The organism is Microcystis aeruginosa NIES-2549 (assembly GCF_000981785.2).
GTDB lineage: Bacteria > Cyanobacteriota > Cyanobacteriia > Cyanobacteriales > Microcystaceae > Microcystis > Microcystis aeruginosa_C.
Genome location: NZ_CP011304.1, coordinates 3,578,366 through 3,603,491, shown reverse-complemented (window position 1 = coordinate 3,603,491; position 25,126 = coordinate 3,578,366). Strand labels below are relative to the sequence as shown.

Genomic DNA, 25,126 nt, shown 5'->3' with positions numbered 1-25,126 from the left:
CCAATTAATCTTAAACCCTATTAGGGATTGAAACAAAATCCCACGAGTTACCTTCGGGTTCACCCCTTTTTCGTTCCAATTAATCTTAAACCCTATTAGGGATTGAAACCTTAACGAGACAGGGCTTGAATTATTAGACCTGGTTCCAATTAATCTTAAACCCTATTAGGGATTGAAACAAGGCTAAAAACAGAAAAGAAGCATCATCATTCTTGTTCCAATTAATCTTAAACCCTATTAGGGATTGAAACATCGAGTGCCAATTCTCAAAGTGTCACAGTTAGATGTTCCAATTAATCTTAAACCCTATTAGGGATTGAAACAGCGATTGGATATCGATCGAGTCTTCTAAATTATGTTCCAATTAATCTTAAACCCTATTAGGGATTGAAACACGGATTTATTTTATATTACCAGCGACCCTCGAGTTCCAATTAATCTTAAACCCTATTAGGGATTGAAACTTGTATAAAGTATGTATAAGTATCTTGTATAAAGTGTTCCAATTAATCTTAAACCCTATTAGGGATTGAAACATCGAGTACAGATAGGGTAAAATCCTGGCCTTTTGTTCCAATTAATCTTAAACCCTATTAGGGATTGAAACCGAAAATCAACACATATATGTGTTGATGGACTTTGTTCCAATTAATCTTAAACCCTATTAGGGATTGAAACCACGGGCTAAAGTAGTATTCGCGGAACGTCTATAAGTTCCAATTAATCTTAAACCCTATTAGGGATTGAAACATAATCACAAATAGGTATAATTGCAGTATCAAACGTTCCAATTAATCTTAAACCCTATTAGGGATTGAAACCCATCGACTTCATCACCAAACATAATGGTATTTTCCCAAGTTCCAATTAATCTTAAACCCTATTAGGGATTGAAACTCCTTAACGGGCGCGTAGTAGGGATGACCCTCACTGTTCCAATTAATCTTAAACCCTATTAGGGATTGAAACAAGTTTTCTGGCAGTCGTACCGACTCGGATCCGAGTTCCAATTAATCTTAAACCCTATTAGGGATTGAAACGCCCAACTTCGAGGAAAAGATCGACGCGGCGATCGAGTTCCAATTAATCTTAAACCCTATTAGGGATTGAAACATAGATAGCTTGAGTAGATAACCGTCCGTCCCGGGTTCCAATTAATCTTAAACCCTATTAGGGATTGAAACCTAGACACTCCCGGCCCCAATCGAAAGAAAAAGAAAGTTCCAATTAATCTTAAACCCTATTAGGGATTGAAACAACGATATTATCGAGTGGATACCAAATAAAACAAGGTTCCAATTAATCTTAAACCCTATTAGGGATTGAAACATCGCGCCATTCTAGCCTTAACACTTTGCTGATTGTTCCAATTAATCTTAAACCCTATTAGGGATTGAAACAGTTTCAGGCGCGACAGACCTGACTGGCAACGGGGTTCCAATTAATCTTAAACCCTATTAGGGATTGAAACATCTATGGGGATGAAATCGACGGCACGATACAGGTTCCAATTAATCTTAAACCCTATTAGGGATTGAAACAGGTAATCGTAAATCGATCCGAGTGCTGCGGGGTGTTCCAATTAATCTTAAACCCTATTAGGGATTGAAACCGATCCTAGAAATTACCCTAAAATCTCTAGAAATAGTTCCAATTAATCTTAAACCCTATTAGGGATTGAAACAAACAACGAGATTAGGGCATCCTTGAGTGTTCCGAGTTCCAATTAATCTTAAACCCTATTAGGGATTGAAACTAATTCGCCTGATACCGTCCCTAGTCAGTTACCTGTTCCAATTAATCTTAAACCCTATTAGGGATTGAAACCAATTCAGCAGTATTTTTAAGCATTAATTCCACTTGTTCCAATTAATCTTAAACCCTATTAGGGATTGAAACTCCTACAGAATTGGGCTAAAAATAGCCGAAAAACGTTCCAATTAATCTTAAACCCTATTAGGGATTGAAACCCCCTGCTAATAGTTGTTTTAGGTCGGTTGAACCGTGTTCCAATTAATCTTAAACCCTATTAGGGATTGAAACGGGATATGTGCTATGTATCGACTCTTTACACCCTAGTTCCAATTAATCTTAAACCCTATTAGGGATTGAAACAATTTTGGGGATTTAAGCCAAAATACCCTGAATTTGTTCCAATTAATCTTAAACCCTATTAGGGATTGAAACCTGTAATCGAGACGGGAGTATCAATAGATGTTGGCTCTTCCGAACTTGTCATGTAAAATTAAAAAAAAACAGACAATTATTGCTGACCAATAAAACAATAATTTATCTTTAAAAGCTGACTATGCTTGCAATACAGCAATTTATTGTTTAAAATATAGACAGCCAAGACCAGCAATTTTAGACACAAGCTATACTTATGCCATCAAATCCACAATTAAAGTTAATGACCGAGCTACTTCACCTAGAAGGAGTTGTCGTTACCAATTATCAAATTATTACCGATATAGGAATTGTTTTACATTTAGAAAATATGTCAAGAGAAAGCCAGTGCATTCATTGTGGAAGTAAAACGGAAAAAGTTCATCAAAACAATGAATTAACAATCCGAGATTTACCCTTTGGAGAACAGGCATTATATCTGAGAATCAATCGTCGTCAGATGAGATGCGAGAAATGTGGGAAAAAATTCACAGAAGAACTAAATTATTTGCCGAAGAAAAGAACCTACACAGACAGATTTAGAAAAAAAATAGTGGCCGAAGTCCTGAATAGTGATCTCAAAAATACGGCAGAAAGAAATGGAGTAAGCGAACAAGAAATAGAGACGATGCTCAAAGACTTAGGAGAAGAGTTAATAACCGCAAAACCTCAAGGGCTAAAAAAACTAGGAATAGATGAAATAGCCATGATAAAGGGAAAAGGAAATTACTATGCTGTGTTAGTAAATATAGACACAGGAAAAATTATAGGCTTAGGGGAAAAAAGAACAGAAGAAGCATTAACAGAATACCTGAAACACTGGGGAGAAGAGGTTTTGAGCCAAATAGAGGAAGTAAGTATAGACCTGTGGATAGGGTATAAAAATGTGGCAGAAAAACTAATGCCTCAAGCTCAAATAGTAGGGGATAGATTCCATGTAATGAAACAAGTAAATAACGAGCTAGATGAAGCAAGAAAGGAGGTAAAAAGAGAGGCAGCTAAGATAAAAAACAAGAAAAATAAAGAAAATATCTTAGCAGGAATAGCCAAGAGCAAATATGCCTTATTAAAGAATGAAGGAGACTTAGTAGAGAAAGAAAGGAAAAAATTGGAAGAAATATATAAAGTGTCTCCAAAACTTGGGGAAATGCACAAATTAAAAGAGGAATTTAGAGAAGTATTTGAGAAAAATACGGAGGGGAATGAGGGATTATTTGCCTTGAGTGATTGGCTCAAAAAGGCGATGGCTTACTTTCCTAAAAGCTGCCAGACAATTCGGCGGTGGATTGACGAAATAACTGCCTATTTTGATAACCGAACAACCCAGGGAACAGTTGAAGGAATTAATAATAAACTGAAGGTGATTAAAAGGAGAGGCTATGGATTTAGAAACTTTAAAAACTTTAGTCTTAGATGTTTATTAAATTGGCATTTTGCTAGTTGATTTTACATGGTAAGTTCGGAAGAACCATTAATCTTAAACCCTATTAGGGATTGAAACAGCGTACCGTGACACTTCCGGGGTTGACCCGGAGACGTGTTCCAATTAATCTTAAACCCTATTAGGGATTGAAACCAGCCATAATTACCCCTCAACAATCCAATATTCAGTTCCAATTAATCTTAAACCCTATTAGGGATTGAAACAAAATAATTGAAAACAAAATCCGCAGCACTAAACCCTTGTTCCAATTATAGCAATTCTCTGACTCATGAGGTACAGTAGCAACAGTGAGTAAACCAATTGCGAATATCTTTTTGAGTAACTTATAACATAGCTAATTCAATCCCTTCTATTAAGTCTTTGTAAGTTCTCGCCTTCAGTTTTCTTAATATCGCTTTGACTTTTGACCAAAAGTTTTCAATAGGAGAGAATTCGGGAGAATAAGGAGGTAAATAGATGAGTCTAGCTTTTTCTTGTTCAATTATTTCTCTGACCATTTCTCCGAGATGAATCTTGGCGTTATCCATGAGCAAACAGTCTCCTTCTTTAATTTTTGGCAGCACTTCCTTCAGAATAAATCCTTCAAATGTTACCGCATCCACTGCACCGTATATGTTGACTGATGCCACAACTTTTTCTAAGCTTATAGCACTAATTATTGAAATATTTCTCCCTCTTTTTTGTGGTTTTCTTCCCCGATCTCTTCGACCAATTAAGGCTCTGGCATAGAGTCTCAAAAGGGCTAAATTTACCCCCGATTCATCGATGAAAATTAGTTTTGATGCCTCAATTTCCCGAACTTGAGACCAGTATTCCACTCTTTTTTGCTGTACCCTGTCACTTTCTTTTTCCGCCGCGTGTAGTGTTTTTTTTTGAAACTGTAATTGAGTTTTTGCGTAAGCCGCCCCAGGGTGGCTCTACTGACTTTCACCTGTGTCTTTTCATACAGTAAGTCCGATAATTCTTCGAGAGTTGCATCATTGTTAGATTCGATGATTTCTATTAAAATTATCAGTTGTTCACTATTTAACTTGGTTGGCGGACTTCCCCCTTGTGGACGAGGACGGATATCTCCTGTTTCTTTATGTTGCTTCAATAACTTCTGAATAAAGCTTTTAGCCACGTCAAATCTCTGGGCTAGTCCTCGAATAGAAATTTTTTCTTTCTTCCAGACATCGATAATTTTTTGGCGAAAATCTACGGAATAGGGTCTCATAGGAAGCTGGCGAGTTCTATTATTTGTCTATTTGCTTTTCATTGTACCTCATAGCTCCAAGAAGTGCTATAAGTAGAGGGGTAGATTAAAACCTTTTCCGTCACTCCCAGCAGTAAATCAAGATTAATTGCTGCTGTAGCTGTATTTTCTAACAGTTCAAATACACACCAATCATGGCACTTTTCCATCGCAAAAATTTGGAATTGTATTTCTAATTCCATCAGATGCAGGAGATTGTTTAAAAAACTAGGATTAAGATTTTGTAGATGCAATCGAATTAGATAACTTGTCTCTAATCTTTGGGAATTTTCTTGTCTGGTTGCCTCTGCATCTAAGATTTGAGTTAAAGTTTTTATCCACCCCGATAATTCTGATTCGGCTGCTTGACTCAACACCAATAACCAAGTAGCTTGTGCGTCTTCTTCTCTATCTTGTAAAAGATAGGCTAATCCTAGATAAAAATAATCCTCAATTACTGGAGAATTGTTTTCAATTAATTGTTCATAAAACTGCAATACCAGTTGATAATTATTGTCGTTTAAATGGGGTTGTATGTCTTGATGCAATTGCATAGTTTTTATCCGCTAAGATTGACAATAAATATTCCACATTTGTTGATAAGCAGTTTCTAAATTTCTGGTAAATTGTTTGGAATTCCAGAGGGGAGATGTATGACGAGACTTTCGGAGTTTCCAACGGACTTCCTCTCTTAAATTTTTATCCAATCCTAACTTAATTCCCCACTGCACATATTCCTCATCACTCCAAGCTATACCCTGACTAATGCCGGCATTTTTCATAAAAGTATAGCTATTACGGGCTGCAAATTGTTCACCAACCCTAGTGACTAAAGGAATCCCCATCCAGAGGGTTTCTAGGGTTGTAGTAGCACCACTATAGGGATAGGTATCGAGAACTATATCAGCAATTCCTAGATTAGCGCGATGGGTTTCCTCATTGAAATCATTGGGCAAAAATCTTAATCTATCTTGACTAATTCCCAATTCGTCAGCACTTTTGAGAAATAATTCTCGAATGGTTTCTTTGTCGGCAAAACCTTTGATTAAAAGATAGCTATTAGGAACCTGTTGAAGAATCTGCAATTGCAGATAAATCATGTTTAAGGTGCGTTTTAATCCCGATTGCACGGTCAGATAAATAATAGCATCATCGGGAATATTTAAATCAGTTCTTCTCCTAGTGGGAACACCCACTTCAAAACCATCTACAGATAAATAAGAGTTAGGAAGTCGGATGATTTTTTCTGAATAAATTTCTTCAGCATTTTCGGGTAAAACGTAGTTATCGGCAATAAAATAATCAATAGCAGGGATTCCAGAGGCATCTAATCCTAACCAAGTTACTTGTATCGGTGCGGGTTTTAGGGCTATGACTAGACAAGTTGTATTATTAGTTAAGCTATCAAGATCCACTAAAATATCTAAGTTATCTTGACGAATTTGGGCAGTTATCTGTTCAATTTTTGCGGGCAAATTATAGCTATAATCTGAGTTATTTATAAACCATTTCTCAGTAATTTCATCCGCTGCTTGGTTGACAAAATAGGTGTAAATTTCAAATTTATCTCGATTATGATAGTGAAATAACCAGCGACTTAACCAACCCACAGAATGACGACGGAGAGTATAGGCAATATAACCAATTTTTATTTTTCTTGCTGGAGATTTTGGAGAAGAAACAGGAGCAATATAGTTATAGCGGGTTCTTACATCTGCTTGAAAAATTTCTGCTAGTTTACTTTGTAAATAGCGATTAATTTTCGGATTATCTTGATAGTAGGGAAGACAGATAGTAACTCCTAAAATAGAGTCAATAATAAAAGGACGTGCATTAAATTGTTTAGCATTAATTTGTCGCTCGATTAGTTGTATTAATTCATCAATAAATTTAGGTAAATTTCCCCAGTCTCCTTTAGCTTGTGAAATAGCAATCACTAGAGAAATTCCCAAGAGCTTTTCAGTAGTTGTCTGGCAACTTTTATAAAAATTATCAGCAATTTCTAGAGATTTTTTATAGTCAATAGTGGTGGTTTTATAAAGATTAAACAAACTATTTTGTAGGTATAAATCCTCCGGTAGAAAGCGCAAACAAAGTTCTACTAAATTAATAGCAAATACACTTTGTTTTTGTTGATAAGCATAATTGACAATTGCTGATATAACTTTGGTTGCAATTATTTCTGGATTATTGATATGTAAGGCTGCTAATTCTAAAAAGTGGATGGTATCAGTACAGGGGTAGATTAAAACTTTTTCCGTCACTCGCAGCAGTAAATCAAGATTAATTGCTGCTGTAGCTGTATTCTCTAACAGTTCAAATACACACCAATCATGGCACTTTTCCATCGCAAAAATTTGGAATTGTATTTCTAATTCCATCAGATGCAGGAGATTATTTAAAAAACTAGGATTAAGATTTTGTAGATGCAATCGAATTAGATAGCTTGTCTCTAGTCTTTGGGAATTTTCTTGTCTGGTTGCCTCTGCATCTAAGATTTGAGTTAAAGTTTTTATCCACCCCGATAATTCTGATTCGGCTGCTTGACTCAACACCAGTAACCAAGTAGCTTGTGCGTCTTCTTCTCTATCTTCCAAAAGATAGGCTAATCCTAAATACCAATAATGACTAATTTCTGTGGTTTCTCTTTCTATCAGTTCTTCGTAAAACTGACTAACAATATCGTATTGATTGTTTTCTAAAGCGGTTTTAACTTCATTTTGCCAAGACATGATTTAATTCTCCCTGATTAACTTTCACAATAGATTTGCCACATTTGACGATAGGCATTTTCCACATCTTTAGTAAACTGACGTGCATTCCAAATCGGTGAAGTTTGTCTAGATTCATCTAATTTAGCGATAACTTTGCGTCTCAATTGTTCATCCTTACCTAATTTAATTCCCCACTGCACATATTCCTCATCACTCCAAGCAATACCCTCACTAATTCCCCCATGAGTCATAAAAGTATAACTATTTCTCGATGACCATTGTTGACCAACTTTTGTCACTACAGGAATACCCATCCAAAGAGTTTCTAGAGTAGTGGTTGCACCACTGTAGGGATAGGTATCGAGTACCACATCGGCAATTTGGAGATTAGCGCGATGAATTTCTTCGTTAGCAACTCCTGAGAGAAAGCGCAATCTATTTTCATCGATTCCTTCCTCTTTAGCAATGCTGATAAATAAATCGTTGATAAGCTTTTCACTCCCCGCACCTTTGATTAGTAAATAACTGTTGGGTACTGCTTTAATAATCTGCATTTGTAAGCGAATTGTGGCAGGATTTCTTTTTAATCCCACTTGCAAAGTTAAATAAGTAATTGCGTCTGCTGGTATGTTTAAATCCTGTCGGGTTAGCGTTGGTATTCCGATTTCAAATCCATCCACGGCAAGATAACAGTTAGGCAAGCGCCAAAGCTTCTCTTGATAAAACTCTTGGGCATTTTTTTCTAGAACTAGATTATCTACAAGGAAGTAATCAATAGCAGGTATTCCTGTGGCATCTAATCCTAACCATGTTATTTGAATTGGTGCGGGTTTAAGTGCCATAACTCGACAGGTGTTATCCTTAGTTATACTATCTAAATCTACTAAAATATCGATGTTATCTTGATTAATTTTTTCAGCAATAATTTGGGGATTTGCTGGTAAATTATTATACTTATCCACCTTATTTTTAAACCATTGTTCCGTAATATCGTCCTCGACTTGATTGACTAGGTAGAGATGAATATTAAAGTTATCTCGTTGATGATAATGAATTAACCAGCGACTTAAAAACCCGACGGAATGTCGGCGTAAAGTATGGGCAATATAGCCAATGTTTAGTTTTTTATTGACATCTTTAGGCTTCTGAGACTCGATAGTAACTTGATTAAATCTTTTTCTAACTGCCTCTTGAAATAGTTTAGCTAACTGATTAGTTAACCAGCGATTGCCTACTAAGTCATCTTTTAAATAAGCTAAGGGAGAAGTGATAGAAATAACCTCAGCTTGATTGCTCATGGGACATTGACCCCGTTCTAAATTATTTTGAATTGCTTGATAATATTCTTGGGTTTTATTGTCAATATTTAACCAATTACCTGCTAAAATTTCCGTATATAGCAGCAGATAAATACCATACAGTTTTGCAGCTTTATCATTGGATAAATTCTTGATTTTATTAGCCGTTTCTAAGGCCAACTCAAAGTTACCAGTGTCGATATAGTATTGATGAATTTTATGTAAAAGTACTAAGTGATCGGGTATAATATCTAGACAGCTAAGAGTCAAAATAACAGCATTAGTTTTATCGGTATAATAAATTTTTTCAATATGTTGTTCAATAATTTCCAATATTGCCGATTGTTGTGAGTCTATTTTTAAAAGGGTTATGATAATATCCAGAACTTCTTGCGCTGGCCAATCTAGAAGTTTATAGATTGTGTGTAAGAGTAAATTTATATCGAAATTTTCTAACTTGTCCGAATTAATTAAATCAACTATTTGCCAATCTTTAAGTTTTTGGGGATAAAAATATTCTAGCTTAATTTCTAACAGGACTAAATATAATAAATTTTCTAGGTTATCTGGATTTATCTGGTAGATATGCTGACGAATTACCCAGCTTAATTGCCAATTTTTTACCTCAACTTGTCTTCGCGCTTCCCCATCCAAAATATTGACTAAATCTACTGTCCACGAATTCATTTCCTGTTCATCCCCTTGACTGAGGACGAATAACCATGTAGTTTGTGCTTCTTCTTCCCTAGCTTCCAAAAGATAGGCTAATCCTAAATACCAATAATGACTAATTTCTAGGGGTTCTCTTTCTATCAGTTCTTCGTAAAATTGGCTAACTTGCCAGAAATCCCCTTGGATAATTGCCGGTTCAACTTGGGAATGCCAAGACATAAGTATTTATCGTTAAGTGTCTCTACTAGCGTACCCAAATATAAGCAAAATTTTTCTATATAAGTAAAATTTATCAGTCGCTCAGGGGAAAAGAGACCTAGCTCCATCCCCTAGCCATGGCCCTAATGGCAGTCAATCCAGTAATCTGACAGTAGCCCTCGTTGACAAAAATACAATGAAGCTGCCCGCGCATTTAAATTGCTGTTTAAGATGAGGCACTCTTGTTAAGAGGTTTCGACGGTGAAGCTCAACCGAACCACCGAACGGCAACAATTCTAAGGATAGACATTGAAAATGCGTCTTAACTTACCATCAATGTGGGCCAAGAGTCAGTTTTTCTCAAAGATTTTCTAAATAAACCAATAAATCAGCCATAGCCTGAGTATCGGGCTGAAATTTGGGCATTGGCGGTGTTTTACCGCTAATTACCTGTTCAATCAGACTAATTCTCGATTTGCGACGGGAAACGTCCTCTAAACTCGGTCCGACGATGCCATCAGCAAACTGACCGTGACAAGCAGCACAGTTAATCTGAAAGATTTCGTAACCACGACTGACATTGCCTTGTCGGGATAACACCTCTTTAATGTAGGGATCCGACATCTTAGCCAGATGAAAGGTGATTAAAAAGGTGCTAATCAGGAACAAAACCACGATTATAACCATTAAGAATCGATAAAGCCCGAATTTTGGTTTAACTAACTGACTATTCACGCAAGCTGCCGAAGGAAAGATGAGTTTCTCTTTACATTTTGCAACTTTTTGCCCCAAAATTCCACCGCCGCTGCTAGAGATAGGCAAATGGAGAATAATATAAGACAAAAGTGCATCTTTTTCTAACCCTCTAGCAATGAACCTATTAACCAGACTGGAAGATTGGCCCTATATTATCCTACCTATCACCATCGTCCTCAGTTTCCTGCTGTTGGGATGGCTCGTAGAACAGCGCGTTGTCAGTCAACTTTTATCGATTGCCAGAGAAAAAAACCTGCGTTTCTCGGAAGGGGTTTTACGTTCCCTTCGTGGATTAAGCATACTTTGGTTCGGACTTTTGGGTTTAAATATTGCCCTCTCCCTTCCCAATCTTCCCCTCTTTCCCTCCCTGATTCTCCTGAGCCAAAAATTTCTGCTAGTGGCTTTTTTAGCTTCGGCTACTTGGGCTATTGCTCAATTATCCGTGGAAATATTACGAGTTTATACCACGGGAGATGATGGCATTTCTTCCCTAACTTCCCTATTTGAATTTCTCGCCAAAGTTCTGATTTTTAGCTGCGGTTTTTTGCTTATTTTAAGCTCGGTTGGCATTTCGATAACTCCGCTGCTTACTGCCTTTGGTATTGGGGGTGTTTCCCTCGGTTTAGCTCTCCAAAATACCCTAGCTAATTTAATGTCAGGGATTAATATTATTACTTCTAAAAAAGTTAGACCGGGAGATTATATTGAACTGAGAACGGGAGAAGCTGGTTATGTGCGAGATGTGGATTTAAGATGCACAGTAGTCGAAGAAATTACCAATAATCTTTTGGTCATTCCCAATGCTCAGATCATTTCTTCTAGTTTCCGTAACTATAGTTTACCAGATCACTCCCTACTGGTTCCCGTGGAAGTGGGCATTAGTTACGATAGTGACTTAGAAAAAGTCGAAAAAATTACGCGAGAAGTTATACAAGAAATCACCCAGTTATTGCAACCTAACCTCGGTGACTATCAACCTTTGATCCGTTATGGTAAATTCGATTACTATAGTATCCTGCTGACAGTTTATCTCAAGGTGGTAGAAGAGGAATTTTTTCAACATCTCACCATTAAACACGAATTTATTAAACTCCTACACCGACGCTATCAGCAAGAAGGAATTAAAATTCCCTATCCGATTTTTTTTCCCTATCCCCCCACTAATCCCCCTAGTTAACCTCAATTCGCTATCTCAACAAACAATTGAAATGCGCGGACAACTTACAACTGATAATTCTCCTCAAAAAACTTACGAGTCATCGGTTGGGCAACTTCAAGACCGTGGCCTTCTCCTAATAATTCTAGGGGTTTTCCTTCCACTTGAATCCAGACTTTGGCATTGGGATCCTCGGCAGTAGTAGTATAGATGATTTGTGCCAAACGACCGATTAACATATCAGGACCATCATCATTGCCAAACTCCCGCGAGAGATTAATCTTAATTCCCGTTTTATCTACTTTTAAATCAAGTAATTTAGTCCCGGGGGGAATAGTAGTCATATCCTTAGAATTACTTGGACCGGCTAATAGAATCTTCAATACTGCTGTTAACTCTCGGTCGCGGCTATCGGCTTTTTGAACGGTAATTTTTTGGCTGACTAATTGATTACCCGTATCGGTCACTTTTAACCAATAAACCTGTCGAGTTTCCCTAACAGGAATAGCTGCAGGAGTTGCTGTCGGACTTGTCTTCACTGGACCCGGAGAAACTGGTTCAACAATTGGCGATTTACTTATCGGCACTGGACTGGGAGATTCAATCGGGTTTTCGCTAGTTTTCTGGGAGGAAGATAGGTGATGGACGGCAAACCAAGCAGTGGCCCCACCAGCAGTAAATAAAGCGAGGCCGATACCAATTATCCAAGGCAAAGAGATTTTATCACTAGAGCGAGAACTAGGCATAATTCAGTTATCAGTTTTAAGTTATCAGTTATCAGTTATCAGTTATCAGTTATCAGTTAAGTAGTCGTGCAAAATAAATTTCCTAGTTAAGATAGGCAAGAGGCACTCATGCAAAAGCTTTATCGAAATGTGTAATTAATTTTGCTTAGGTACTTATCAGATGTGAGTTTTAAGTGAGCAGTATTAAATAGCAGTTTCCTGGTGTCTTTTCACTGATTACTGATTACTGATTACTGATTACTGAAATATCTCCTGTTTTCTGACCGTTAAATTTAATTAGGGTTCCCCGATCGAGGCTCAATTCTGCCAAAGGCGGCTATACTCAGCTTATCATCGTCGATCTGCAATTGGAGAAGGCGGGCGATAATTCCTTGTTTCTCGAAGTTTTTTAAATCTAACTGGGTGGATATACCCTCGGCAAACCCCTTGAGAAGGCGCGAGGAGAGGCGACGACCATTAAGAGTGGCTGTGGGGTCAATAAGCTCGATTTTTCGCCCCTGCACTAGCTTAAATCCCACTTCTAGGCTAAGATCGAGGCTGGCTGCTGGTTCGTCCAGCCTTTGGGTCTCCAGCTGCAGCCTCAGAGCGACGCGATTATTATTAAGAAAGTTAAAATTTGCTTGACTAAATTGATATTTTGTGATACCGAATTCTTCCCTAGAGGGAATCAGATTATTAATCAGGGTCTGAATTGGCCCTTTGACCGCTGCCGATTGTAAAGCTTGATTAACATTAGTTTCCGTGAGGACAAGATGCAACGCCCCCGCAGCCGGTCGGCGCAGTGAGGCGGCTAAATTGCCGTTTTTTTGCTGTAATCGCCGCAAATCGAGGCTAATTGGCTCAGTTTCTAGCTCGATCTTCTCAATGCGAACATCAGCAAGGGGATAAATTCCCCGTGCAGAAATGCGAACTCGATCGATTTTGCCTTGCAGAGCCTGATAATTGGGAGTATTATCGACCCTCACGGCCAATTGTTCCACTTTTTGGACTTGGGAGCGAAGGATATCGGCTAAAACCCGATCGATAATTGCCCCTGCGGGAGTTAACAGGGTCAAAACACTAGCGAGAGTGATTGTTAGCCATTCCATCGCTCAATTACACCCATTCAGCTAAATTTTGCCAAGCATTAGTCAAAAGCTGACTTAACCAACGTCGCTGCACTTGATCTAAAACCTGGTCTTCTGCGAGAATTTCTTCAGTAAGATCATTGAGAGATTGACCCTGAGCGCGGGCCATTCTAATGATTCCCGCAATCACGGCAGCGATCATCTCCTCATCCACGGGGCGCTGTCGGAGGGCGGCAATTTCTTCGGGGGTAGTCGGGATGGGATAATTCATAATCAGATGGGGTAGGCTGTGTATTAATCTAGGTATGTAAAGTTTTTTAAACTTTTTTCAGAAAACTTTTTGTGTAGTCTAGCGTAATCAGACCATTTTTGACCTGGTACTTTTGGATATTTTTGGGTGTAATAACTAAATCAAGATGAGAGAAATCCTTTACAGAGAAATTCCGACTCCTGACTCGAGCGCCGTTTGTCAATGGTTACAATCCGATTGGCAACCGGCCAGCGGTGTCAAGACAAATACACCTAACGGGGTGAGATTGCGCTTATCGGAGGCGCTCGAATTGTCGATCTTTGTCTGGACGCTGCAACGGACTACTTATTTAAAAGTTTTCCGCTGGGGTGAGCGATCGCATTACCTAGAAACATCCCTAACTCGGCAGCTCGATCGAGCTTTACAAAAGCGTTTCCCGCCGCAGTATACCACGATACCAAACATCGATCAAAAAAATCAGTCAATTTTTACAGCTTTAGAAGCGGACTATCCCCTAACGGTTCACTACTTCCGCAAAATGCCCCAAGGGGAGGCGGATTTAGAACGTTTGTACTGGTGGGAAAAACGTTGGCGCGACAGTGCCAAAAATCCCCAACAACCGCAGCCGGTAATTTTCTCTAGCAGTGAGGAAAATGATCATCCCATCGCCTACGACTTAATTTATATTGGTGGTGCCTTGGGGGCAATTCATGCGGCACAGATGGCCAAATTAGGTTATCGAGTCCTCTTAGTAGAAAGACTGCCTTTCGGACGGATGAATCGGGAATGGAATATCTCTCGATCGGAGTTTCAAAGTTTAATTAATTTAGGCCTATTTACTGCCGAAGAATTCGAGGAATTAATCTTCCAAGAATACCTCGATGGCTTTAATAAGTTTTTTGATGGCAATAATCCCCCCCATCTGAAAGCAAAAATTCTCCATACTCCCACAGTTTTAAATATCGCCATTAATTCCGATAAATTGCTGCAATCCTGCGGTAAAAAATTACAGGATCATGGCGGTAAAATTCTCGATCAAACAGAATTTATCAAGGCTAATATTACTGCTAATAGTGTTACTGTCACCCTCAATCACAGTGGAGAAATTCAACAGATAAAAGGTCGTTTATTGATTGATGCGATGGGTTCCGCCTCTCCCATCGCTTGGCAATTAAACGGAGTGCGTGCCTTTGATAGTGTCTGTCCGACGGTGGGGGCAGTAGTAGAAGGATTCGAGCCGGTGGTGTGGGATTCTCACTATGGCGATGTCTTAAATTCCCATGGCGATATTTCTAAAGGCAGACAACTAATTTGGGAATTATTTCCGGGGGAAGGAAAGGAATTAACCTTCTATCTATTTCACTATCATCAAGTCCATCCCGATAATCCCGGTTCTCTGTTGGAAATGTACGAAGATTTCTTTACTATTCTGCCCGAATATCGACAGTGTGACCCAGAAAAATTAACTTGGAAAAAACCAACCTTTGGTTATATACCCGGGCATTTCAGCACAGGAAAAAAAGATCGAATTGTCTCCTTTGATCGCATTTTAGCCATCGGTGATGCCGCCTCCCTGCAATCACCCTTAATCTTTACTGGATTCGGTTCTTTGGTGCGTAATTTAGAGCGCTTAACCGATCTTTTGGATATGGCATTGAAACACAATTTACTAACAGCTAAAGACCTAGAAAATGTGCGGGCCTATCAAAGCAATGTGGCGGTAACTTGGTTATTTTCTAAAGGAATGATGGTTCCCACAGGAAAAACCTTACCACCCCAAAGAATCAACGCCATGTTAAACACATTTTTCGGTTTATTGGCCGACGAACCGCCGGAGGTTTCCGAAACCTTTATTAAAGATAAAACCGATTGGTTAACCTTTAGCCGTTTAGCAATTAAAGCGGCCAGAAAAAACCCCGCTTTACTGTTATGGATAGCAGAAATGGCTGGCAGTCAGGATTTAATTCGTTGGTTGGGTTCCTATCTCGATTTTAGCCTTGATGGAGTCAAAAATCTGTTTTTTGGTTCCTGGTTTCCCCAATGGTTAAAAAACTCCCAAAGCTGGCTAGAAAAAGACAATCCCCGCCTCTGGTTAAAGTTATTGAGTTTTAATTATGGCTTAAGAAATTAGAGAATACTTATCAATTGACGCTCCCATCACCCTAAGCGCGTTAGAAGTCAAAGTAGATGAATTGTTTAAGAAGTTAACACCTCCAGAGGGTTGCTTCTCTGACAGGATTTCCCTTGATCCTTACTGAATACAATTTAATTTGGTATGACTAAGACCTGGGCGAGTAAATTTCTCGGTTCCGATGCAAGCAGAATAAACTAGAAAAAACCGGGTTAAACCAGCGAAAAATTATTACTACCGCCAGTTGAGCCGGTGGCGATATTTTCGGGACCTTTTCGATGACAGGAGAAGATATGACGATGGTTACTCGATTAAATTTTTCTAGCGAGCAGTTTTCCCTACCCGGGTTAAAGCGTCTGCGATCCTATCGCTCCGCCTGGTTGCGGGGAGATATAATCGCGGGGATCACCGTCGCAGCCTATCTCGTTCCCCAATGTCTGGCCTACGCGGAACTGGCCGGAGTACAACCGATCGCCGGATTATGGGCGATCCTACCGCCCATGCTTATCTATGCGCTGCTCGGTTCCTCACCACAACTCTCCGTCGGGCCGGAATCGACAACGGCAGTAATGACCGCCGCCGCTATCATGCCCCTAGTCGCCGGGGATAGTAGCAACTACGCCAGTCTGTGCAGTCTATTGGCCCTACTCGTGGGGAGCGTCTGCTGCCTCGCCGCTTTCGCCCAGTTGGGATTTCTCGCCGATCTCCTTTCCAAACCGATCCTCGTCGGCTACATGGCCGGGGTAGCGGTGATCATGATCGTCGGTCAGTTGGGAAAAATTAGCGGGATGTCACTAAAAGCGGAATCACTTTTCGGACAGATCGGGGAATTTTCCCGACATTTATCGGAGATTCACCCACCAACGCTGATTCTTGCCGCCGGTGTTTTAATTTTTCTGCTATTGGTACAACGTCGCTTTCCCAATGCCCCCGGTCCTTTACTCGCGGTTCTACTGGCCACATCGGCAGTATATTTGTTCCATCTGAACGAGCGCGGCATCGCCGTGATCGGGGAAATTCCCGCCGGTTTACCAAGTTTGAAAGTACCGAGAGGCTTTTCTCCCCAGCAATTCGTCTATTTACTCTCCTCGGCCATCGGTATCGCCCTCGTCGGCTATTCTGATAACGTCTTGACCGCACGCGCCTTCGGGGCGAAAAACGACTATCGCATCGATGGCAATCAGGAATTACTCGCCCTGGGAGCGCTGAATATCGGTAACGGCATCATGCAAGGCTTTCCCGTCAGCAGTAGCGGCAGTCGCACGGCGATCGGCGATTCCCTGGGCAGTCGATCGCAACTGTTTTCCCTGGTGGCTTTTCTGATCGTGATTTTGGTACTCCTGTTCTTACGTCCCCTACTATCCCTGTTTCCGAAAGCGGCCCTAGGGGCGATCGTGATTTACGCCGCGCTCCGTCTGATCGAGATCTCGGAGTTCAACCGTCTGCGCTGTTTCAAAACCAGTGAGTTCCGATTGGCGCTCGTCACCATGTTCGGTGTCCTGGCCACCGATATCCTCGTCGGGGTAGGGGTTGCCGTGGGGTTATCGGTGGTCGATCTGTTCACGCGGCTGATGCGACCACACGATGCGGTTTTGGGGGAAGTGCCGAATCTGGCGGGCCTGCACGACATCGAGGATTGGCAGGGCGCGACGACGATCCCCGGATTGGTTCTCTACCGTTACGATGCGCCCCTCTGTTTCGCCAACGCCGAGAATTTTCGCAAACGGGCAATAGCGGCGATCGAAGCGGAGCAAGTCCCCGTCGAGTGGTTCGTTCTCAATGCCGAAGCGATTCTAGATATCGATATTACGGCGGTCGATATGTTGAAAGAATTACATCGAGAATTAATCGGCCGTGGTATTACTTTTGCCATGGCGCGGGTGAAGCAAGATTTATATCAGCAATTAAAAAAAGGAGACCTATCCGAGACGATCTCGACCGAACGTATTTATCCAACCCTAGAGGAAGCGATCGAGGCGTTTCATCGGAAATTTTGGGTCTGAAACCCCGCCGTTCTAGGTTGGCTTTACGTTAGAATTAAAAGGCCAGTCTCGAAAACCAAGTGGACGGCGCAGCACCGTTCGGCGGTTCGGCTGAGCTCACCGTCGAAGCCTGAGCTCACGGCCGAAGCCTTGAAAACTCGGCTTAGGGGGTTCCGACCAGAAAAGCTTGGCTGGGTAAAAAGTCGCGCGCAACAAGTACAAGAAGCTATAGGCGGTCAACGTACCGTGGGACACACGGAATCGGGCTTCTGAAATGGGGCGAAAGTCTGTGGACTCTGTGTAAGACAGTACATGGTTTTTTAACTGTGGTATGCGACGGTGGTGGAAGCAGAAACTTAAATCGTGAGGTTTAGGAATCGCCGCACTTTTAGGGCGGCGAGGATGTCAATTAGTCATCTAACAGCAAGGGATGTAATCTCATTCAGGGGAAAAAGTCGCTATGAACCACCAAATAGAAACCCCGATCCGGTCAACCTCTCAAGCTCGATTCCGTTCACGGGAAGAACGCATCCAGATGGGTAAATCCCTGCGGGAGCGATTGCCGCGTTCTAGCCACGCTATCTGGCAACCCCCCGCAGCTGGTCGAGAGCCGATCGAGATCATCGAAGCATCAAATCGAGGGCGATTACAGGAATTGATTCCCATCCGCTACGGACGAATGTTGCGGAGTCCCTTTACCTTTCTGCGCGGTTCCGCTGCTTTGATGGCCTACGATCTGGCCACCACTCCCAAAACTGACATTATCGTGCAGGCCTGCGGAGATTGCCACCTCTTGAACTTCGGATTTTTTGCCACCCCCGAACGCAATTTAGTCTTCGATATTAACGATTTCGACGAAACCCTGCCCGCACCTTGGGAATGGGATCTCAAGCGTCTCGTGGTCAGCTTTGTCATCGCCGGCAGGGATAGCGATCTATCCGATCGAGAATCGAAGGCAGCGGCGATCGATTGCGCTCGTTCCTATCGGGAACACCTGCGGGAATATTCTCGCCTCAGTCCCTTAGAGGTGTGGTACACGCGCATAGGAGTGGAACAGGTGCTCGAGATGGCTCCCGACGAAAAGACACGCAAGATACGGGAACAGATGATGACAAAGGCCCGCGAGCGCATCATCGAACATCTCTACCCCAAGATCGTCACCCAAAGCGGGGGACGCAATCGCTTTGTCGATCAGCCGCCCATTCTCTACCATGTCAACGAACCGGATTGGGAGACTCTCGTGCGCGAGGGTCTGGAAGATTATCGCCAATCCCTGCCGGAGGAACGCCGGGTCCTGTTCGATCGCTACCAGTTAGAGGACTTTGCCCTGAAAGTGGTGGGCATTGGCAGTGTCGGCACCAGATGTTATATCGCCCTATTGTTCTCGGAAGATAACCATCCCCTCATCCTACAAGTTAAGGAGGCTTGCCCTTCGGTTCTGGAACCCTATACCGCCAAGAGCCAGTATGAAAATCAGGGACAACGGGTGGTTACAGGCCAGAGATTGATGCAATCCTCTAGCGACATATTTTTAGGCTGGACCCGGGGAAGAGGGGGCAACAACTTCTATTTACGGCAACTGCGGGATATGAAGTTTTCTCTACCCATTGAAGGAGTATCGGCCGTCCAACTGCAACGCTACGCCGAGTTCTGTGGCTGGACCTTGGCCCGCGCCCACGCCAAATCTGGAGACGCGGCCACCATTAGCGGTTATTTGGGGAAAGGAGATCAGTTCGATCTAGCCCTGGGCGAATTTGCGATCGCTTATGCCGAGCAGACAGAACAAGATCACGCCGCTTTGGTGGAAGCGGTCAAAACAGGACGGGTCGAGGCTTTGGTAGAAGAAAATTTATAGGGTTAAGCTCTCAGCTATCAGTCTGTTATTTTTCGACCTTAGATTAGGGGCGCAAAGCTCGCGCCCCAGATGGCAGCTGGTGTGATACTAAATCCGTTTATTAAATACTGATTATCTATTGCCCTTTTTACCTCTTCCCTCTTGCCCCTGCTCCCCACTCTCCTATACTTTTTAAACAGGATTTAGTATTATTGCTCAGTAGGTCAGATTTGCTCACAGAAAATAGGGCTTATAGCGGTATGCACTTGCATGAGGTACAATAGAAGAGGACAATAAATTATAGACCTAGGCAGGAGCCACGACCCGATGAAGCCCTATTCTTTAGACTTGCGACAAAAGATCATCGAGACCTACGAGGAGAATAACCTCTCACAACGTGAGTTAGCCAAAAGATTTAGAGTAGCTTTAAGCTTTATCCAGAAACTAATCAAGCAGTGGCGTGAAACAGGAAATCTAAATCCCTGACCGCATGGTGGAGGACAAAAACTCAAGCTTAAGAGCGACGAAATTATCTTGCTGGGCGATTTAGTCCAAGAAAAGAAAGATGCCACCTTAGACGAGTTAAGAAAACAAATTGAGGAAAAAACACAGACGGTGGTGAGTAACTCAACAATCAGTAGAATTTTAAAACGGCTAAATTTAACTCAAAAAAAAAAGCTTACACGCTAGGGAAAGAGACACGGAAAGAGTGCAAAAATTAAGAGAAGAATATTGGGAGAAAATCCGAGATGTTAGAGCGGAAGATTTGGTTTTCGTTGACGAGTCTGGCTCTAATCTAGGGATGACAAGACTTTATGGCAGGGCTGAAAAAGGTCAGAGAGTGTATGATTCAGTTCCGTTAAACCGAGGAAAAAACGTCACGATAATTGGAGCGATAGCGCTCAAAGGCTTGCTGGCTTTTATCAATGTATTTGGAGCCGCAAATGGTTTAATATTTGAAGCATTTATTGCTACATTATTAGTTCCAAACTTGTGGAAAGGAGCTTGTGTATTAATGGATAATGCTTCGATTCATCAAAAAGAAACCCTCGAACCAATTCTTCAAGAAGTCGGTGCTAGACTGGAGTTTTTACCTCCCTATTCTCCCGATTTTTCTCCCATTGAAAACTGTTGGTCGAAAGTGAAAATACTGATTCGTTCTATGTCACCTCGTACCTATGCTGATCTAGAAAAAGCGATCGTTCAAGCCTTTAGTCAGATTACATTGCGAGACATCCATCACTGGTTTACCCATTGTTGCTATTGCGATACCCCTTTTAAAGAGCCTACCTAGTCATCCATGCTGTACCTCATTCAACTGAAACCCGCTATAAATATTTCTAAAGTGCTGAGATCTTTCAAGTTGAGTTGGATAAGCTATCTACAGAACACAATCGATCAGGAACCTCGAATAATTAGCTTACCGCCAACGGAACGAGCATCCAAGCCTTATGTCAATGGGCTAATTCTCCATAAGGATTGTATTTTTCGAGGTTCCCGATACCCTCTACCATAAAACGAAAAAATAGGAGAGCGTACTTATGGCGATCGAGTCGGGAAAATCGATTTACGGTGGTTATTACTGTAAGGATACTGAAACGGGCATACACGGCTATGGGAATACGCTGGAAGATGCTCGGTTCGATTTACAGAATAAACTGGCCGATCATCGGAGTAAGAAAAAATAGTTAATTTCGATATCGAAATGCGTGCGAGTTCTGTCGCGTGACGCATAACAAGGCTCGATAGCAGATCTTGAAGACGTTATTAAACATCTAAGGAGCGGTTTGGAAAGTCCCTCGAAGATTTGAGGGACAAGAGTCTTGAGCGATAAAGCTAAAATTCATACACCAATAGGCTTATAAAAGATTTTTCAAACAGATTGGAAATTTTTATTGGTTAGGGATATAGGTTCTTCCGAACTTACACTGTAGAAAATTCCTCAAGTTTTCTCTCTGCCCAGCAATGCTCCAAAGTTGATAAATATCAATCTAACAAAAACTCAAAGCCTTAGTATACAAGCTTTACAAGCATGAGTTGTTGATAGTTTTACATGACAGGTTCGGTAGAGCCGGGATATAGAAGGATTTCATCATGGACAGCAAACAAGTTTATCGGCAAGGTGTTAATTTATTAGAAGCTGGTCAATATGAAGAAGCAATAGCTTGTTTTAATGAGGTTTTATACTCTGAAACTCCATTGTCTTTCACTCGGAAAGGTATCGCTTTATTAAAATTACATAGATATCAAGAAGCTATCAATTCATTTGAAGAAGCTTTAAAAATACTCCCGAATCATCATGAACCTTTATATAATTTTGAAACTTGGTATAATCTTGCTGTTTGTTGGTCTTGCTTAGGAAACGATCAACAAGCGATTACCGCCTGTAAAAATGCGATAGAGAATATGCCAGATCATGAAGGTTCTTGGTATATTTTAGGGCTATCCTTAATGAACATTGGGGATTTAAATGAAGCAATTTTTGCGTTCGATCAAGCAATAAAGTACAATTCAAATCATGCTGATGCTTGGCATAATAAAGGATGTGCTTTATTCAAATTAGACAACTATGAAGATTCTCTAAACTGTCTAGAAACTGCTTTAAAAATCGAACCGAAAGATTCTGAAAGCTTACGAATTAAAGGTATGGTATTGTCTTTAATGGGAAGACATGAAGAAGCTTTAGAATCTTATAATCAATCACTCAATTTAGATTCTAATAATTCTAATACTTGGCATTTAAAAAGCTTCGTTTGTTTTGAATTAGAAAAATATCAAGAATCTATTAATTCTATTGAAAAAGTGATCGAAATCGAGCCTGACAATTATGAAGCTTGGTGTAAAAAAGCTGAAAGCTTATCAGAATTAAAAAAATATGATGAGGCAGTTTACTGTTGTGATAGATGCTTGCAAATACAGCCTGGCTGGGCTGATGCTTGGGCTATAAAAGGAAAAGCTTTTTTAGAATTGAAACAATATAAACAAGCGATTGAATGTTGTGAAAGTTGCTTAAATCTCGAACCAGATAATCGATTGGCAATTTTTTATAAAAGATCTGCCTTGGCACGAATGGAAGCCGAACAAATTAAAAAAAGTTTTGACAACGATGAAATTAGAAGCCAATCTAATAGCTCTAGTAATAGCTCTGGCTGGATATATCTGTTATTAATCGCTATCCCTCTCGCATTGTTAGGATATTGTAGTATTCAATCGAGGAACCGAACCCCGTCAACCCCCTCTGTTCCTTCCTCTCCAGTTGTTAACCTTTCCTATCAAGCTACTTGCGGATCTCCTCCTGGCAGTGGTTCACAATGGTATGCCGTTGTAGGAGATAGACAAGCTTACAATATAGTTAAAAATAGATATTGTGCGGATAGCTTTATTCGTAAAGATGGTAATGTACAAACCGCCAGTTTTACCTCTACCCAAGAAGCGGAACAATTCGCCGTTGCACTTACGAACGCGACAGGCTATCGGTTTTGGGTTCAGCCGAGTAAAGGATTTTAATTCATTGAATTCACTCTTGAGTAAATCTATTGACTACACGGTGTGTTGTGATCACGACACAGCACGATCAACCAAGGTTTTTAGACTAGATCGAGGCATCGGACAGTTTCAGGATTATCTCGCGCTCACGTTTCCTCGATCGCCCGATCGATTTCCTCATCGGTGGCGAACCTCCACGGTACAAGCTCATCATCGAGAACGAAGATACCTTCCTCCAAATCGATTAAATCCCCCGTTTCGTAACCCGCGTTAAAGCCGGGGTGGGCGATCATCCACGCCTCGCAAGTCGCGGGGGTCATTCCATCGGGCATCAGCACTTTATGAATCATCGCTTTTACTCCTAACTTTTCCCTAAGATACTGGCGATATTCCCCCGCTTTCGGCTCGATCGAAAAGCGATAGCGGTATTTCCGCGGTGAACAGCCGTTGTCTTCCCGAATAGGGAATCGGATCGATAGACCGGGCATTTTCCAGCTTCCAAGCGTACCGGCCCGATCGCCAATCACCGACGGCGCGCTCTAGTTCCGAAACCGACTCGATGGCGATCGTTCCCCCTACAGAGGATTCGATCGAACTCTCCCCGGATACCATCCGCGAACAATCGGTCAGATCGGTAAGTGCCACGAGCGCCCCTAACGGTAATCGTTCCGGATCGATGGTTCGTCCGAGTAATTCATTCAGATAAGCGATCAGCCGTTTTCCCTCTTTACAGACCGGACGTTTAGCGGCGTGGATGGCCAGTACCCCGAGGTAGTTCGTCGCCCATTCCCTCGTCTCGTACCCTTTGAGGAGCAGGGGGATCAGAGATGCCCAGGGTTGCCACAGGCTGATGGTTTGAATTTTTCGGGTATTCATTGGCTTATTCTCGATTTTTCGGCTAAAAAGCTTCTATATTCCCCCAGCACTTCCCGCGCCTTCGGGGAATCGATCGCTTCCAGCACCGCCATCACCGCGACCCCCTCGCGATCGAGAGCGCGGATCTTCTCCACCTCGATCGAGGGGATAAAGATCGATCGCTTCCGTTTGCCGAACTCGACCTGATAGTAAGTCTGCGGGTACTTCTGCCCGTACTTTCGCGCCTGGGAGTAGCGGGTTAACAGGTATCCCGACCCCTGCCCCCGCCGTCGCCGCGAACGTTGGGCGATTTCCCCGACAGCTTCCCCGGTGACGGGTTCCGGTTCCCCCCGCGGCCTGTACCGCTCGCACTCGCGCGCGTCGGCCGCGGTGAAGTAATGCCCGTCGGCCACAATACCGTTCCGTCGAACCGCATCGATCGAGGTACGAACAGGAGAAACATTTACTAGGGGATAAACCTGTACTATTTTCCGTATCCCCTAGTAAAGTTCCGGCGCTCTCCAGCGGGACGGTAGAGGACTCGCCGGAGGGCGATCGGATCGAATTGTCGTTTTTAGCGCTCTTCATCTTTCCCTTCCGGCAAGTTCGTCAACAATCCGTAGGACTTATCGAACAGACAGCGCGCCGTTCCCGTCTCGCCGTGACGCGCCTTGCCGACGATCAACTCCAGCACGTCCCGATCGAGGCTGTCCGGGTTGTAGTATAGGCTTCGAGTTATACCGCCGTCGCCCGGACAAAGAATATAGCCTGACAGATTGCATTTCAATGACGGTCATGCAACGATTAAAAATCGGTGAAGTGTTAACCCACGACAATCATTGTAAGCAAGAAGGTTTCAGAATTTTATTTGAATGATAACAGAGAGAGAATTAAAATTTAAGTCCGCTCAAGCCATGAAGAATCATCCCCAAACAGTAATGGTAGTTTGTCTGCTGAAATTGCTGTCATGGTCAAATCAGGCGATAGCGGAACAGCTAACAGTCAACAGTAACCAGTAAACCTCTTGCAAAAGTCTTAAGTCGATCCTTGTACAGCAACATTTTTGAAGATTATCAACTACTAATAAATAATTAACTGAAAGTCCCTCCCATTATTGTTTCTATCGTTTGTTTTCGG

At 41.8% G+C, this 25,126-nt stretch carries 20 protein-coding genes, 2 pseudogenes and 1 CRISPR repeat array (1 of these 23 only partly in view); of the genes and pseudogenes, 10 read left to right on the top strand and 12 right to left on the bottom strand.

Annotated elements, in window-relative coordinates:
• A CRISPR array of direct repeats spans positions 1-2,187; the repeat unit is 37 nt; unit sequence GTTCCAATTAATCTTAAACCCTATTAGGGATTGAAAC (it extends 3,454 nt beyond the left edge of the window).
• A gap of 196 nt (positions 2,188-2,383) precedes the next feature.
• Positions 2,384-3,610, top strand: coding sequence for an ISL3 family transposase (locus myaer_RS17780; protein WP_046661002.1), 1,227 nt, complete (start codon positions 2,384-2,386; stop codon positions 3,608-3,610).
• 323 nt (positions 3,611-3,933) lie between these two features.
• On the opposite strand, the gene myaer_RS17775 is transcribed toward myaer_RS17780, so the two are convergent.
• The 5 genes and pseudogenes from myaer_RS17775 to myaer_RS17755 form a co-directional block, all read right to left on the bottom strand.
• A protein-coding gene (locus myaer_RS17775; RefSeq protein ID WP_103672725.1) for an IS630 family transposase occupies positions 3,934-4,826 on the bottom strand; the annotation gives its coding sequence in 2 pieces (ribosomal slippage) (positions 3,934-4,484 and positions 4,484-4,826; 894 coding nt in all).
• A 71-nt stretch (positions 4,827-4,897) separates the two neighbouring features.
• Positions 4,898-5,398, bottom strand: a pseudogene (locus myaer_RS17770) (O-linked N-acetylglucosamine transferase, SPINDLY family protein); the annotation flags it as partial.
• A 12-nt stretch (positions 5,399-5,410) separates the two neighbouring features.
• Positions 5,411-7,576, bottom strand: a complete 2,166-nt coding sequence (locus myaer_RS17765; RefSeq protein ID WP_046663047.1) for an O-linked N-acetylglucosamine transferase — start codon at positions 7,574-7,576, stop codon at positions 5,411-5,413.
• Between the two features lie 17 nt (positions 7,577-7,593).
• Positions 7,594-9,747, bottom strand: a complete 2,154-nt coding sequence (locus tag myaer_RS17760) for an O-linked N-acetylglucosamine transferase (RefSeq protein WP_046663046.1) — start codon at positions 9,745-9,747, stop codon at positions 7,594-7,596.
• Positions 9,748-10,086: 339 nt separating this feature from the next.
• Complete coding sequence (locus tag myaer_RS17755) at positions 10,087-10,569, bottom strand: c-type cytochrome (RefSeq protein WP_080949780.1); 483 nt, start codon at positions 10,567-10,569, stop codon at positions 10,087-10,089.
• A 28-nt stretch (positions 10,570-10,597) separates the two neighbouring features.
• On the opposite strand from myaer_RS17755, the gene myaer_RS17750 reads away from it, so the two are divergent.
• Positions 10,598-11,659 (top strand): mechanosensitive ion channel family protein, encoded by a 1,062-nt coding sequence (locus tag myaer_RS17750; protein ID WP_046663045.1) that lies wholly within the window; start codon positions 10,598-10,600, stop codon positions 11,657-11,659.
• 44 nt (positions 11,660-11,703) lie between these two features.
• Here the strand turns inward: myaer_RS17750 and myaer_RS17745 are convergent, their stop codons facing one another.
• From myaer_RS17745 to myaer_RS17735, 3 genes are all read right to left on the bottom strand, one after another.
• Complete coding sequence (locus myaer_RS17745; RefSeq protein WP_046663044.1) at positions 11,704-12,384, bottom strand: GerMN domain-containing protein; 681 nt, start codon at positions 12,382-12,384, stop codon at positions 11,704-11,706.
• Positions 12,385-12,656: 272 nt separating this feature from the next.
• Complete coding sequence (locus myaer_RS17740; protein WP_046663043.1) at positions 12,657-13,472, bottom strand: DUF2993 domain-containing protein; 816 nt, start codon at positions 13,470-13,472, stop codon at positions 12,657-12,659.
• A gap of 7 nt (positions 13,473-13,479) precedes the next feature.
• A complete protein-coding gene (locus myaer_RS17735) occupies positions 13,480-13,722 on the bottom strand; it encodes a hypothetical protein (RefSeq protein WP_046663042.1) in 243 nt (80 codons plus the stop codon).
• A 145-nt stretch (positions 13,723-13,867) separates the two neighbouring features.
• Here myaer_RS17735 and myaer_RS17730 point away from each other — a divergent pair, with 145 nt between their 5' ends.
• The 7 genes from myaer_RS17730 to myaer_RS17710 all read left to right on the top strand — a co-directional run bounded on the left by myaer_RS17730 (position 13,868) and on the right by myaer_RS17710 (position 23,155).
• Positions 13,868-15,832, top strand: a complete 1,965-nt coding sequence (locus myaer_RS17730) for a flavin-dependent dehydrogenase (protein WP_046663041.1) — start codon at positions 13,868-13,870, stop codon at positions 15,830-15,832.
• A gap of 299 nt (positions 15,833-16,131) precedes the next feature.
• Complete coding sequence (locus myaer_RS17725) at positions 16,132-17,835, top strand: solute carrier family 26 protein (RefSeq protein ID WP_046663835.1); 1,704 nt, start codon at positions 16,132-16,134, stop codon at positions 17,833-17,835.
• Between the two features lie 439 nt (positions 17,836-18,274).
• Positions 18,275-19,669 (top strand): DUF2252 domain-containing protein, encoded by a 1,395-nt coding sequence (locus tag myaer_RS17720; protein WP_046663040.1) that lies wholly within the window; start codon positions 18,275-18,277, stop codon positions 19,667-19,669.
• A gap of 306 nt (positions 19,670-19,975) precedes the next feature.
• Positions 19,976-20,134 (top strand): helix-turn-helix domain-containing protein, encoded by a 159-nt coding sequence (locus tag myaer_RS21740; protein WP_201262001.1) that lies wholly within the window; start codon positions 19,976-19,978, stop codon positions 20,132-20,134.
• Between the two features lie 223 nt (positions 20,135-20,357).
• The gene (locus tag myaer_RS21735; protein WP_002759745.1) at positions 20,358-20,942 is read left to right on the top strand and encodes an IS630 family transposase; all 585 of its coding nucleotides are present in this window, start codon (positions 20,358-20,360) and stop codon (positions 20,940-20,942) included.
• Between the two features lie 247 nt (positions 20,943-21,189).
• Positions 21,190-21,336, top strand: coding sequence for a hypothetical protein (locus tag myaer_RS21405; RefSeq protein ID WP_158524812.1), 147 nt, complete (start codon positions 21,190-21,192; stop codon positions 21,334-21,336).
• 406 nt (positions 21,337-21,742) lie between these two features.
• Positions 21,743-23,155: a tetratricopeptide repeat protein gene (locus myaer_RS17710; RefSeq protein WP_046663039.1), complete on the top strand. Its 1,413-nt coding sequence runs from the start codon at positions 21,743-21,745 to the stop codon at positions 23,153-23,155.
• Positions 23,156-23,280: 125 nt separating this feature from the next.
• On the opposite strand, the gene myaer_RS17705 is transcribed toward myaer_RS17710, so the two are convergent.
• From myaer_RS17705 to myaer_RS21240, 4 genes are read right to left on the bottom strand one after another with little or no spacing between them, the layout of a single operon-like run.
• Entirely contained in the window at positions 23,281-23,484 is a 204-nt protein-coding gene (locus tag myaer_RS17705; protein ID WP_046663038.1) for a hypothetical protein, read from the bottom strand.
• 22 nt (positions 23,485-23,506) lie between these two features.
• Positions 23,507-24,010, bottom strand: a complete 504-nt coding sequence (locus tag myaer_RS17700; RefSeq protein ID WP_052734199.1) for a hypothetical protein — start codon at positions 24,008-24,010, stop codon at positions 23,507-23,509.
• Positions 24,011-24,043: 33 nt separating this feature from the next.
• Positions 24,044-24,577, bottom strand: a complete 534-nt coding sequence (locus myaer_RS17695) for a hypothetical protein (protein WP_149039038.1) — start codon at positions 24,575-24,577, stop codon at positions 24,044-24,046.
• Positions 24,564-24,776: a hypothetical protein gene (locus myaer_RS21240; RefSeq protein WP_149039037.1), complete on the bottom strand. Its 213-nt coding sequence runs from the start codon at positions 24,774-24,776 to the stop codon at positions 24,564-24,566. Before myaer_RS21240 ends, myaer_RS17695 begins: the two co-directional genes overlap by 14 nt.
• On the opposite strand from myaer_RS21240, the pseudogene myaer_RS22140 reads away from it, so the two are divergent.
• Positions 24,716-24,865, top strand: a pseudogene (locus myaer_RS22140) (type II toxin-antitoxin system VapC family toxin); the annotation flags it as partial. The gene myaer_RS21240 and the pseudogene myaer_RS22140 sit on opposite strands and share 61 nt — an antisense overlap.
• Between the last annotated feature and the right edge of the window lie 261 nt (positions 24,866-25,126).

Coding starts and splice junctions, on each gene's coding strand:
- myaer_RS17780 (WP_046661002.1), top strand. CDS start 2,384: ATGCCATCAAATCCACAATTAAAGTTAATGACCGAGCTACTTCACCTA.
- myaer_RS17765 (WP_046663047.1), bottom strand. CDS start 7,576: ATGTCTTGGCAAAATGAAGTTAAAACCGCTTTAGAAAACAATCAATAC.
- myaer_RS17760 (WP_046663046.1), bottom strand. CDS start 9,747: ATGTCTTGGCATTCCCAAGTTGAACCGGCAATTATCCAAGGGGATTTC.
- myaer_RS17750 (WP_046663045.1), top strand. CDS start 10,598: ATGAACCTATTAACCAGACTGGAAGATTGGCCCTATATTATCCTACCT.
- myaer_RS17745 (WP_046663044.1), bottom strand. CDS start 12,384: ATGCCTAGTTCTCGCTCTAGTGATAAAATCTCTTTGCCTTGGATAATT.
- myaer_RS17740 (WP_046663043.1), bottom strand. CDS start 13,472: ATGGAATGGCTAACAATCACTCTCGCTAGTGTTTTGACCCTGTTAACT.
- myaer_RS17735 (WP_046663042.1), bottom strand. CDS start 13,722: ATGAATTATCCCATCCCGACTACCCCCGAAGAAATTGCCGCCCTCCGA.
- myaer_RS17730 (WP_046663041.1), top strand. CDS start 13,868: ATGAGAGAAATCCTTTACAGAGAAATTCCGACTCCTGACTCGAGCGCC.
- myaer_RS17725 (WP_046663835.1), top strand. CDS start 16,132: ATGGTTACTCGATTAAATTTTTCTAGCGAGCAGTTTTCCCTACCCGGG.
- myaer_RS17720 (WP_046663040.1), top strand. CDS start 18,275: ATGAACCACCAAATAGAAACCCCGATCCGGTCAACCTCTCAAGCTCGA.
- myaer_RS21740 (WP_201262001.1), top strand. CDS start 19,976: ATGAAGCCCTATTCTTTAGACTTGCGACAAAAGATCATCGAGACCTAC.
- myaer_RS21405 (WP_158524812.1), top strand. CDS start 21,190: ATGGCGATCGAGTCGGGAAAATCGATTTACGGTGGTTATTACTGTAAG.
- myaer_RS17710 (WP_046663039.1), top strand. CDS start 21,743: ATGGACAGCAAACAAGTTTATCGGCAAGGTGTTAATTTATTAGAAGCT.
- myaer_RS17705 (WP_046663038.1), bottom strand. CDS start 23,484: ATGATTCATAAAGTGCTGATGCCCGATGGAATGACCCCCGCGACTTGC.
- myaer_RS17700 (WP_052734199.1), bottom strand. CDS start 24,010: ATGAATACCCGAAAAATTCAAACCATCAGCCTGTGGCAACCCTGGGCA.
- myaer_RS17695 (WP_149039038.1), bottom strand. CDS start 24,577: ATGAAGAGCGCTAAAAACGACAATTCGATCCGATCGCCCTCCGGCGAG.